Below are 12,581 nucleotides of genomic sequence, written 5' to 3' on the forward strand. Positions count from 1 at the left end.
TTAGTTCATATCGTGAAATTTAACATAAGACTTATACGTTAATGTCTACAACGCCCGCAGCGTGGTTGCAGTGCCTTGCCAATACAAATAAATAATCAGACAAACGATTAACGTAGGCTAACGATATGTCATTTACCGCATAGTGTTTGGACACGCTAACGAGTCTTCTTTCCGCACGCCGCGCGATTGTTCTTGCCACCTGCAAATGCGAAGCCACCATGCTACCACCTGGTAAAATGAAGCTGGTTTGTGCAGGTAGGTTTGTTTGCAACTCATCAATACTGCTTTCTAAGTGTTCAACGCTGGTAAGTTCTAGTTTGTCGCTGTCTGACAGAGCAAAGCCGATGGCAAAAAGTTGCTGTTGACACAACAGCAACTTTTCTTTTTGCACTTGCATAGATTCTTCATCTAGGTGGCTTGCGCATAAGCCTAAGTACGAGTTTAACTCGTCAAGGGTGCCATAGCAGTCTAGCAATATATCGTCTTTGTCCATTCTAACCACCGTACTGGTGTAAACAGCGGTTGTGCCTTTATCACCTTGTTTGGTATAGATCTTCAAGTATGTATCCTTGGTTTGTTTGGGGTTAATTGTCAACGTTGTCAAGCGTGCGCGTATCGCTTATTGGCGGCGTAAATCTTTCTAAGTGCACAATGACACCAAAAGCTGGATGGTCAAAGTAATGGATTTGCCGACTAATAATGCGCCTTCTTTGCTTTGATGGAAAGGCCGTTAGTTCACTATTACCATTTTCGTCGATGGCGAGTGAAAAATGATTAAACTCACTGTCTATATGCAGGTAGGGCACTTGGCTTACATAGTCTAAGTAGACTTTTATTTTGCCTTCTATCTCATATTGCTGTGCAAGTGAAAACGGTATCTCTTTTTCATCGTCAAGCGCTGGTTCCTCTTCTAGCCACTCGATGGATTTAAGGTTTTGTAGATCATCTTTTAAATTTTTAAAGAAACGTGCGTCGTCGTTTTGAGCTAGTGCAAGATTAGCTTCTTCGTATGCTTGTTGCCACTGCTTAAAGCTTTGGGTGTTTTTGGCTGCGAGCAGTTTCCCAGCGCGAACGCGAATAAACTCTGCGTTTTCAATGCCAAACTCAATCTCTTGTCGCCATGCTGTATGTAAAAGTGGCGTAATATCACGTTGCCTAAATATATTTTTAGCAAAATCTTCCAAAACTAAGTCAGTTTGTGCTAATAATTGTTTACTGCCCCAAAAATAGCTGTCAGTACTGAATAAACGTGGGCCTATTTGAGGCAAAATAAAATAGCTTAACGGGGCTTGCAAAAAGCTGCTCACACAAGACATGGAAAATGACGAGTTTGCAATATTATCCAATTGATTATTTATAAATAGAATATCGTTTGTTAATGCAGACAGTCTTTCTTTTTGATGCTGGCCTACTGGCTGATCATTACCCAAATCACGCTTGCTTGCATCAGCGGAACTGCTTAAATCAAAGGGTGTAAGTAAACTAGCTAATAGGCTTTCATCAAGAATAACAATGTCAGATGTTTGCTGTGGGTTAACATCACATAAGGGCAACGCGGTGCGATATTTATCTTCACTAAACGCTTTTTGTAAGGCTTTTAAGTACAGAAAATTACTGCTGTAAGCTGTTTTTTGCGTACCGTTACTATTATGCGTATCGATGGCCAATGCAGGCCCAAAGTTCTCATTATTATTGGGCAACAGATCGCGCTTAAACACAATGAGTTCAACATTAAACCACCATTGCGTCTCATTATTATTTTGTGCCAGTACTACAACGCTACCTAACATCAATGTTAAAGATATTGTTGCACAGATTATAAGTCGCTTAGTCATTATATTCCATAGTTATCGTTACGCGTAACAGGTTTCAGCGAGTAATTCTATAAGGTTAAGGGTATAGTCTAGTCTTTCCTTATTGGCCGGTGTTTTACACATAAAGCGTATTTTAGTAGGCCCTTCAAACTTAAACTGAGACGATTTCTTTTGCACTAACTGTATTAATGCACCAGGGTTAACTTTTGCGTCTTGCTCAAACTCAATAGTACCACCTTGATCGTTAGCTTCAATTTTATTTATGCCTAAACTAGCCGCCGCTAGTTTTATCGCCGTTTGCTGAACTAAGTTTTGAGCGGCGGGAGGTAGCAAACCGAAACGATCAATCATCTCTATTTGCAAGCTATCAATCTCGTCTAAATCTTCACAATTAGCAAGTTTTTTATACATGGCTAAGCGCATATTTACATCGCCAATATAATCCTCTGGTAGTAGTGCCGCTACGCGTAAATCGACCTCAGTTTGTTTGCCTAAAGTATCTGCTAAGCTAGGTTCTCTGCCGTCTTTGAGTGCTTCTACGGCTTTTTCTAGCATTTCCATGTACAAGTTGAAGCCTATTGCATTTATTTGCCCAGATTGGCCGTCGCCTAATAATTCTCCCGCGCCTCTTATTTCAAGATCGTGCGTCGCAAGAGCAAAGCCCGCGCCTAGTGTTTCAAGTGAAGCAATAGCTTCTAAACGTTTGCTGGCGTCTTTGGTCATTCTTCTTGGGTGTGGCGTTAGTAAATAAGCATAGGCTTGATGGTGCGAGCGGCCCACTCGCCCGCGCAGTTGGTGGAGTTGCGCTAAACCTAAATGGTCGGCTCTGTCGATAATAATCGTGTTAGCACTTGCCACGTCTATGCCGGTTTCGATAATAGTAGAGCATACCAGGACGTTGTAGCGCTGGTGATAAAAGTCGTTCATGACGTTTTCCAACTCTCGCTCGCGCATTTGTCCATGGCCTATCGCAATACGTGCTTCAGGCACTATTTCGGCAATATCAGCGGCTGTTTTTTCAATTGTCTTTACTTCATTATGTAAGAAATATACTTGCCCGCCGCGCAATATTTCTCGCATTATGGCTTCACGAATAATGTCAGTATGGCGTTGTTGAACAAACGTTTTAACGGCGAGACGCCTAGCAGGCGGCGTTGCAATAATGGACAAATCGCGCATACCGCTTAGCGCCATGTTTAAAGTACGGGGAATCGGAGTAGCGGTAAGGGTGAGTATGTCTACGTCAGCACGTAGGGCTTTAAATTTCTCTTTTTGCCTGACGCCAAATCGATGTTCTTCATCTATTATTACCAAGCCTAAATCATTAAATTTAACATCGTTTTGTAAGAGTTTATGCGTGCCAACCACAATATCAACTTGACCATTGGCTAGTTTTTGCATAATTACTTTTTGGTCTTTTTGACTAACAAATCGCGACATCACTCCTATTTCGAAGGGAAATTGAGAAAATCTGTTTTTAAAGTTTTCGTAGTGCTGCTGTGCCAGTAAAGTGGTGGGCACCAGTATTGCCACTTGTTTTCCGTGAATAGCGCTTATGAAGGCGGCCCGCATGGCCACTTCGGTTTTACCAAAGCCCACGTCGCCGCATACTAAGCGGTCCATTGCGTTATTACTGCCCATGTCTTGCAGAACTGCGTTGATAGCCGTTTCTTGATCGGGCGTTTCATCAAATGGGAAGCTGTCAGTAAAACGTCGATATTCTAGCCAATCAATGGGGTAGGCGAAGCCCGGTTTGGCTGCGCGTTTTGCATAAATATCAAGCAACTGTGCCGCGACATCACGTACTTTTTCGGCCGCTTTTTGTCGTGCTTTTGACCATGTGTCGTTGCCCAATAAATGCAGCGGCGCATTTTCAGCTTCGCCACCGCTGTAGCGACTTATTAGATGCAGCGAAGCTACCGGCACATACAGCTTTGCTTTTTTTGCATATTCAATCGTCAAGTATTCGGTAGTAAGGCCACCTACATCAAGCGTCTGCAGGCCTAGAAAACGGCCCACACCATGGTCAATATGTACTACTGGATAACCTTGCGACAGTTCGGCAAGGTTTCGTATAATAGCGCTTTCATCGACCGATGTGGCTCTACTGCGCTGCTTACGCCGACTGACTTTATGACCGAGTAGCTGTTTTTCAGTAATAAGCAGCAAAGGATAGGTTTTGTCGCTGCAGTCAAAACTTTCTTCTACTTGGCCTATTACAATGCTTATGGGGCTTTTATGCGCTAATGCTTGGGTAAATGAATCAGCAGACACGACTTTTATCGCTGCTTTTTTAAGAATGTTGATTAAGCTTTCTTTGTGTCCCGTAGATTCGGCCACGAATATGACTTTTTTGCGTGTTTCAGCGGCGCGTTTAACTTCTGCTTGAATAGCAGAATAAGGATTCGTGGCTAGTGTATCAATGCCAATGTTTGACACCGCTTGGGTTGAAAATGGTGTGTTCGTCGCTGATTTTTTCACTATCTCACTGGTGATTTTGGCGCTGGGCCACTGTTTCAGGTAGCCATTTAGCTCTTGTTCAGTCAAAAATAGTTTTTCGGGTGGCAACAGCGGGCGCGCTAAATTGTATTGATACTGCTCATACCTGTTTTGCAAATCTGTCCAAAAGCGTTCGCTGGCAGCAGGAATATCATGCGCAAAAACAAGTAGTGAATCTTCATGTAAGTAATCAAACAAGCTAGCGGTGTTTTCGAAGAACAAGGGCAGGTAATATTCAATGCCGCCGGGCATGGTGCCCTTACTTACTTGGTACAAAACAGATTCATGATCATTGTTTGCCGACTGGCTAAACTGGTCTAAATAGCGGGTGCGAAAGCCTGAAATGGCCTCTTTGTCTGTGGGAAACTCGCGTGCTGGAAGCAAACGAATGTTGTTTACTTCTTCTAAACTACGTTGTGTAGACGGATCAAAATAGCGAATAGAGTCTATTTCGTCGTCAAACAAATCGATTCTAAAGGGCTTGTCACTGCCCATCGGGAATAAGTCGATAATAGAGCCGCGCACACTAAATTCGCTGTGTGACATCACTTGCCCCACATGCAAATAACCTGATTTCTCAAGGTTGCGTCTAAACTCGGTGGGATCTAAGGTTTGATTTCTCTCTAAATATAATAAGTGCTGTCCAACATAGGTAACAGGAGAGAGTCTTTGTAGCAATGTGCTCACCGGGACTAAATACACGCCGGCTTTTTTCTTGCTTAATAAATAGAGTGATTCAAGTCGTTTTGACACAATGTCTTGATGCGGCGAAAAATGATCGTACGGCAAGGTTTCCCAGTGCGGGAATAAGTTGACACTCAAGTTCTCGTCATTGCTAAAAAATGCTATCTCTTTTTCAAGTTGATAGGCCTGTGCGGTGTCGGTGGTAATAACAATTAAAGGGCCGTTGTGAGCTTGGGCGGCTTTGGCAATCGCAAGTGATTGTGCGCTACCGCTTAAGCCTGTCCACTTAATACGATCGGTAATGTTGCGCTCTTTTTTGGTTTTTGGTAATCGCGGTTCGATAATTGACGACATATTTTTAAAGCATACTCTTAGTGTAAATTGTTTGAAATGAATCTTTAGCAGTGAATTATGCTGCCTGCATTATTATAAGGGTGTTCGACGCGCTGCAATGATTGTTAGCCTATGGCTGTAAAACGCGAAGAATATTATCATAAAGCAGGCTCATAACCTCTATTAAGGCTATTTTTGTTTTTATAAGGGCTTATTGGCAAGTGAGCATAGGCTGAGTTTTACCGACTCAACTGCCTCGCCATAAGCATAGACAACGGCTGGTTCTGTGCTGATGTAAACGTATATACGCTTGAAGGGATCATATACACCCAAGGGTAAATAATAGTAAACTTGCATGCAAACAACACCCATTTTTCGCTAGGTTACTAATTTTAAATGTCAATTTCTGCTTTTGTCGCGTTGAGATATTCCCAATCAGGCACCAAACAAAGTTTTGTTGCGTTTATTAATCGCTTTTCGATTGTCGGAATAAGCCTAGGTATTGCTGCTTTAATCGTGGTTTTATCCGTCATGAACGGCCTAGAAGGACAATTGAAAAAACGTATATTAGGGATATTGCCGCATATAGTCGTGGCAAGTGAAAACCCTGTGCAGCTGCCGCCTAATTTAGAGATTCAAGTATTAGCGCAGGTACCTTACGCTGAACGTGAGGTAATTGTGCAGTCGCGCTCTACAGTGGCCCCTTTATTTTTACAAGGTACGCAAACGCAAGCGGCAAAACCATTTTCTATTGTGGCTAACAACATTATTGATGGTAATTGGGACAGTCTACTATCTGGAAGTTTTAATGTGGGTATTAGCCGAATTTTAGCCGCTAGTTTGGATGTGAGTTTAGGCCAGCAGCTTAGGCTAATTAGCACCGACACTAGTATTTATTCACCGCTTGGTCGCATACCAAGCCAGCGCTTAGTAACGGTTTCGTTTATATTTGATATAAACTCCGAAATGGACGATAAGGTGATGTTTATTCATCTTGATGATCTGGCACGACTTTCACGTAAAAAAACAACGCAAATACAGCAGCAGCGATTATTTTTGCGTGATGCCTTTGAGTATCTTCCCGTGGTTGAGTATTTAACGGCAAATGATTTTTCGCTTAGAAATTGGCGCGAGCGTCAGGGTCCTTTATTCGACGCCGTTAAAATGGAAAAAAACATGATGTCGCTTATGCTGTTACTGGTCATTGCGGTGGCGGCGTTTAACGTGGTGTCGGCCTTGGTTATGGTGGTATCAGAAAAAAAATCAGACATTGCGATTTTACAAACCCAAGGTATGTTGCCTAAGGATATTATGAAAATATTCTTATTCAACGGCATATTTAATGGCTTAAAAGGTATCATTACGGGTATTTCGCTTGGCCTTTTAGGCTGCTGGGGCTTAAACGATATTCTGCAATTATTGGGATCTAATTTAGCCTTTGGCGAAAATGGGCAAGGCTTGCCTATTGATATTCAAGCGAATCAACTGGTGTTTATTGCACTGGGATCAATCATATTATGTGTGTTGGCAAGCTGGTACCCCGCTTACAAAGCGCAGTCAATTACGCCTGCAAATAGCTTGCGTAGCGAATAATTGCTATTATTTATCATCATATAATTTTTAGCTGCTGGCGGATGCTAGCAGCACAACATCTAGGGAATAACAGTGAGTAAAGTATTCATAAGTTCATCGTCGCTACTGCAGGATTCGTTCAAAGTTGCTTCACAAGTGTTTGAAGATGGCTTTAGGCCAGACTTTATAGTGGGAATTTGGCGTGGTGGTGCGCCCATAGGCATCGCGGTACAAGAATTCTTTGAATACAAGGAGGCGCCCACCGACCATATTGCGGTACGCACATCGTCTTACTATGGCATCAATAAGCAGTCTAAAGAGATAAAAGTGCATGGCTTGCACTATCTGGTTGAAAACGCAAATGCCACCGATAAGTTACTCATTGTTGATGACGTATTCGATTCGGGCCGCAGTATTGAAGCCTTAATTAATCAAATAAACAGCTTGATGCGCTTAAATGCACCTAAAGAAATACGTATTGCAACACCTTACTACAAGCCTAAAAATAACAAAACTAAAAGCAATTTAGTGCCTGATTATTATGTGCATGAAAGTACTGATTGGCTAGTATTTCCGCATGAATTATCAGGACTGACAAAAGAAGAGATTATAGCGGGCAAATCTGAACTCAACGATTTACACGACATCCTTTTTAAGTAGCGCTTAGTGCGACTACTTTCCATCAATGTAAAATTTGTCGTGGAAGGTATGCACTAAGTCTGGTTTGTAGATGATTAAGCAGGTAATACTGAAGCCATTAAAAAAGGCTTCAGGAAACATCATCAATATTGTCATGGTAGTATAGTTATCTTTAATAATGTCCCACGAGTAGATGCCTTCGGCCAAATAATATCCGCTGAATGAGAGCATTTTGGCTGCCATGGTAATTGCACCGGGGAAAAACGCACACACAAAAATATAGACAAATAACTGGCGGGGTACACGATGAAACGAAAATGCGAAAATACCGTAAGTGATTAGAATGGGCAAAAGCACCCCAAATAGCCCATTTACCCCTAGCATGCTCCATTGCTCAGTGCCTATAGCTGTCATTATAAGCAGTGCGGTTGTGGCAACTAAGACCGCCCAGCGAAAACCTAGCACGAGTGTAAGCGTGGTTAACCACAAAAAGTGCATAGTTAAGCCATCATAAATGCTGACTCTAAATGACCATAAAAACAAAATGCCCACAATTGAACCGAAAATTATATGCTGCCACTTACGTTCTTTTATAATACGGGTGTAGTCAACTTTGCTCGCTACGTATACAAAGCCAAAGGCGTAAATAAGTATGCTGATTGTTTGAATAGTGGTCACTAGGTACTACCGAATAGGGCCCAAAAAACACATAGGGCATTGAAAGATATGCTTTATGAAAAGCTCAAAGTCTTTTCATATGCTTACTATAGCAGATATGCTTCTTATTAATTTAGGATAAGTGTTTCTAAAAGCACACAGCCTTGAATATAATTAGTAAGCGCCGCTATTACGTTTACACTAGCGACTAATGTATACTACAAAACAATTAGTGCAAACCCTTGCACCGTTTAACAGTATAAGGCCTCTCGTATTTATGTCATTGTTTAAGGCGTTATTCCCATTTTTTGATGCGTCCAATGAAGTTTACTTAGACAGCGCTGCTACCAGTCAGCGTGTCAATGCAAGCCTGCTTGCAATGCAAGAATACTACTGCCAATACAATGCTAATGTGCATCGCGGTGGGTATGTCAGCGCTAGGCTTGCCTCCAATAAATACGAAGATGCTAGAACAGTAGTCGCTGAATTTTTAGGCGCAGCGGATGCCTCGCAAATTATATTTACCAGTGGTACCACCGATGCAATTAACTTAATTGCAAATGGTCTTAATATCGCCGATTTGCAAGGCAGTGAAATACTCTTGTTTGAAAGTGAGCATCATGCCAATTTATTGCCTTGGCAGCATTTTGCCGCAAAGTATAGCCTAAGCTTAACAAGAATAAAATTAGGTGATAACGGTACCTTTAACCAGCAAGAACGCAAAGCCGCTTTAGCCAGTATAACCCGCAATGTTGCTATAGTGGCAATGGCCCATGTTTCTAACGCTTTAGGTAATATTTATCCAGTTACTGAATTGTGTAAAAGAGCTGCTGAAGTAGGCGCATTGAGCGTAATTGATGGCACTCAAGCACCAGCGCACATTACAGTAGATGTATCGGCTATACACTGCGATTTTTATGCGATTAGCGGGCATAAAATGTATGCGGGAACAGGTATTGGTGCGCTGTATGGTAAAAAGCATTGCTTAGAAAAGCTCACTCCCAGCAAACTTGGCGGTGAAATGATATCTCACGTTACTTGGGATGCTTATGTGTTGCAACCTGTGCCTGGTAGATTTGAAGCAGGCACACCCAATATTGCCGGCGCAATAGGCTTGGCCGCAGCAGCAACGTTCATACAAGCTAACCTTCAACGTATCCAAGAAACTGAACTGGCATTAGCCCTATATTTATTGGATAAAATAAATCCCTTAGCGAGGTCTCAAAAACTAGTTATTTTGGGTAATATTGGCACTCCCGAGTACTTTACTAAAGAAAGTTCGGCTATTGCGTTACTTTCATTTTATATTCCAAAGATACATGCAAACGACATAGCCGCTCATTTTGCCAGTCACGGCGTTGCCATTAGGGCAGGCCATCACTGCGCCATGCCGTTAATGCAAAGTCTGTCTATAGAGGGTTGCGCGCGAATATCGGTAGCTTGCTATACCACATATCAAGACATTGACGCTTTTGTGGTGAGCCTTTATCAACTTTTCCAAGAAAGTGCTAACGATGACCGAAAAGCTATCACAAAGCCCAAACAGTTTGCAAAAAGCTTGAGCGCACTGCCAACAAACATTGGAGACGCCGTTTCACAAGCGCCAGATTGGAATGCCAAACATCGCTTGTTACTAATACACAGTAAAAGCCTAGCAACATTGCCAACACACCAGCGCACCGTTGCTACAGAAATAACAGGCTGTGAAGCGAGGGTGTGGATGTCACTTATTCATAGCGACGAAAAGCAAGCTATAAATGCTAGTAAGCGAAAGCTTTATGCATATTCAGAAAGCAAAGTTATTCGCGGCATCCTTGCGTTAATTATTGAAAAAGTAAACCAGCTACCTTATGAAGAAGTGTCTCGCCTTGATATTCATCAATACCTCAACCAAGTAGGTCTGTCACATTATTTTAGCCAAGGCAGACGCGATGGCATTAGCCAAGTTATTCAAGCTATTTGTAAAAAATATACACAGGCTAGTTAGAGGTCATGGACGCTTCACTTACTTTTAGCTTCAATCCACTGGCTCATGTACTTACTCGTTTGAAACTGATGATGACTTAGCATCTTGTGCAAAAAATTGCTTTGTCTGTCGCTTTTTATAGTACTTATTTTGGCATCTATAATATTTATAAAGGAAGCGCGATTGGTTTGCGTGTTGTAATCACTTAGTAATATATCTTGTCCATTTTGATGAGCCTGCTGCCATTTTTGTTGGTCCGTGTACAGTCTTATTGCTGCAACAACAAATTCATCTATACTAGAGGCTATTTCACCTGCCCAAGGTTTATTAGTAATCCCTTCACACCCTATGGGGGTGGTGACCGACGGGGTGTTGCACTGCATTGCATCGAGTAACTTTCCTTTTACACCTGCACCAAATGAAATAGGGGCAAGCATTATTCTTGCTTGTTGTATAACGGTAAACTGATGCTGTGCAAAGCCATGCACAAAAAAGCCGAGTTTTTTATTTTCAAGCTGCTTAGCTTTAGGCGACATATAAGCGCCGTATACATTACAGCTAATATTTGGATAGTCCTTATGCAAGGCTTTATAAATTTTTGGCCAGCACTGCTCTGCGAGTATCTTAACCGCATGATAGTTAGGCGCATGCCTAAAATTTCCAATAAAGACAAAATTCTGCTTATGTTCAGCGCTCATTGATGTGTTTGATAATGCCTCGCATGATCCAGGTAATATGAAAGGAACATGCGCAACCTGATTACTAGGAACGTTGAAATGTTCAATTAATAGGGCTTTTTCAAAGCCTGACAGCACAATCGTAAGATCGGCTTGCAGCACACAGGCAATTTCACGTAGCGCAATATCATTGTGTAACAAAGGTAGGTTGGCGCATTGGGTAATATCGGTTTGCTGCATAAATGTGAGCGGGGCATTTTGCTGTTTTAATAACGCTTGGCGAGCAGCTCTGAGGCAATGTAAGTCTTCAATGTCGAGTATTAACATAGCCTTTGGACATGTTTTTTTTACGCGCCAAGCAAATTGTTCAAAGCTAAGGTAGCGGTCAAAAATAACAATGTCAGGCTGTAACTCTTCTATTTTAACGTTGAAACTATCGCAATTAAGCTGTATTGGAAACATCTTCACATTCATTGATGATAAGTCAAAGGTTTGTGGTGTAGTTTGCGCCGCACTGCAAAAGCTTACCTGCCAGTGATTATGCTGGGCAGCTTTAATATAGCTGATGATATTTTGGCCTGCAGCAGACGATGTTGGTTCAGGCCATACAAAACCTACGAATAACACATGCATTGTATTTTACACCTAGGTATTTAAAGATGTGAGCATTAAAAAATAATCGCGTTACATTATTCATGCAACATTAACACTATGGGCTTGTTAGTTCCCTAAGTATAAGCTAAACAAAGCTTAAGTCGCCATATAGCGCTTAATTAAATAGTTAATCGAAAATAGCAACCGTTTGTCTGCTCAACGCAATAACATCACCTTGGGCATCCCAAATTGTGGCTTCGGTATGTCCGTAACCGTCAGCCGCCTGGCGGGTAATCGCTTTATAAGCAAGCCAGTCGTTTGGCAAAATTTCTTTATGCGGATATACAAATTCTACATTCCAACTGACCGTGCTTGCGGGTGCCGGTAACTTTATCATTTGTAATAATGTGGGCGGCCAAACGTCAATAATACTGACAATGTGAGCATCGCTTATTTCTTTTGGAGGATTCTTATAACGCATCCAGCCATAATAGTGGCTTTTTTTACCGCCCAGAAAAGGAATGCCGCCTTCTTGTATGCAAAGATCAAAATGCCGCAAAAATGAAGGCGTAATTTTTGGTATTTGTGGAATATACTTTGATTTGGTGGGTGTGACCAAATTATGCTTTTCAGTATTGTTTACTACTACCTTAGATTTACGCCCTTGGGCAAAACAAAATTGACTTAATACGCACACCTTCCCGTTTTGAAAGGCACGCGCCTGGATCTGAGACACATTTTTACCACTGCGAACAATTTCGACCGTAATAATGAAGGCTTCTTCTGAAAGTAATGGACCGACAAAATTTGTCGACATAGAGCGTAAAACTCTGTTTGCATCTACATACGATTTTGCGGCGCTAAACAGCATACCTGCTGAAAGTCCACCGTATACGGTGCGTCCTTGTGACCATTGCTTCGAAATAATATAACTTTGTTCTGGAAAGTCACTGTGGTTTTGCGTGGCGTTCAGGTAATAGTCAATATGCATAGTAATGTAAAGCTTGCTTCTCTGGTCGGATTAGTTGCATTGTTTATTAATCTGCTCTGTTAATCAAGCGCTGTGATCATTAAGCTTTATCAGAATATTTTATGTTGCAAATAAGTGTGGTCAGCATGAAGCTTTAGTAAAGAGAATAATAAAGT

Annotated in this window: 9 protein-coding genes; 3 read left to right on the forward strand and 6 right to left on the reverse strand. The window is 41.7% G+C overall.

Annotated elements, in window-relative coordinates; all coding sequences use genetic code 11:
* Window positions 1–31 precede the first annotated feature (31 nt).
* Genes GPUN_RS03515 through mfd form a run of 3 tightly spaced genes read right to left on the reverse strand, consistent with a single transcriptional unit; the run spans window position 32 to window position 5,351 of the window.
* Window positions 32–559: a cob(I)yrinic acid a,c-diamide adenosyltransferase gene (locus tag GPUN_RS03515; RefSeq protein WP_006003440.1), complete on the reverse strand. Its 528-nt coding sequence runs from the start codon at window positions 557–559 to the stop codon at window positions 32–34.
* Window positions 560–584: 25 nt separating this feature from the next.
* Window positions 585–1,835 carry a CsiV family protein gene (locus GPUN_RS03520; protein WP_006003441.1) on the reverse strand — a complete coding sequence of 417 codons (1,251 nt, stop codon included), beginning with the start codon at window positions 1,833–1,835 and terminating at the stop codon, window positions 585–587.
* An 18-nt stretch (window positions 1,836–1,853) separates the two neighbouring features.
* Window positions 1,854–5,351: a transcription-repair coupling factor gene (gene mfd / locus GPUN_RS03525; RefSeq protein WP_006003442.1), complete on the reverse strand. Its 3,498-nt coding sequence runs from the start codon at window positions 5,349–5,351 to the stop codon at window positions 1,854–1,856.
* A 375-nt stretch (window positions 5,352–5,726) separates the two neighbouring features.
* Between mfd and GPUN_RS03530 the strand changes: the two genes are divergently transcribed.
* On the forward strand, window positions 5,727–6,923 hold the full coding sequence (locus GPUN_RS03530) for a lipoprotein-releasing ABC transporter permease subunit (protein WP_040520116.1): 1,197 nt from the start codon (window positions 5,727–5,729) through the stop codon (window positions 6,921–6,923).
* 72 nt (window positions 6,924–6,995) lie between these two features.
* Window positions 6,996–7,562 (forward strand): phosphoribosyltransferase, encoded by a 567-nt coding sequence (locus GPUN_RS03535; RefSeq protein ID WP_006003451.1) that lies wholly within the window; start codon window positions 6,996–6,998, stop codon window positions 7,560–7,562.
* Window positions 7,563–7,574: 12 nt separating this feature from the next.
* Here GPUN_RS03535 and GPUN_RS03540 read toward each other — a convergent pair whose 3' ends face one another.
* Window positions 7,575–8,219: an energy-coupling factor ABC transporter permease gene (locus GPUN_RS03540; RefSeq protein ID WP_006003453.1), complete on the reverse strand. Its 645-nt coding sequence runs from the start codon at window positions 8,217–8,219 to the stop codon at window positions 7,575–7,577.
* 256 nt (window positions 8,220–8,475) lie between these two features.
* Between GPUN_RS03540 and GPUN_RS03545 the strand changes: the two genes are divergently transcribed.
* Complete coding sequence (locus GPUN_RS03545; protein ID WP_006003455.1) at window positions 8,476–10,185, forward strand: aminotransferase class V-fold PLP-dependent enzyme; 1,710 nt, start codon at window positions 8,476–8,478, stop codon at window positions 10,183–10,185.
* A gap of 14 nt (window positions 10,186–10,199) precedes the next feature.
* On the opposite strand, the gene GPUN_RS03550 is transcribed toward GPUN_RS03545, so the two are convergent.
* Window positions 10,200–11,474: a glycosyltransferase gene (locus tag GPUN_RS03550; RefSeq protein ID WP_006003457.1), complete on the reverse strand. Its 1,275-nt coding sequence runs from the start codon at window positions 11,472–11,474 to the stop codon at window positions 10,200–10,202.
* A 148-nt stretch (window positions 11,475–11,622) separates the two neighbouring features.
* Entirely contained in the window at window positions 11,623–12,426 is an 804-nt protein-coding gene (locus GPUN_RS03555; RefSeq protein WP_006003460.1) for an acyl-CoA thioesterase, read from the reverse strand.
* Between the last annotated feature and the right edge of the window lie 155 nt (window positions 12,427–12,581).

Origin of the sequence: Glaciecola punicea ACAM 611 (genome assembly GCF_000252165.1) — a bacterium.
Taxonomy (GTDB): Bacteria; Pseudomonadota; Gammaproteobacteria; order Enterobacterales; family Alteromonadaceae; genus Glaciecola; species Glaciecola punicea.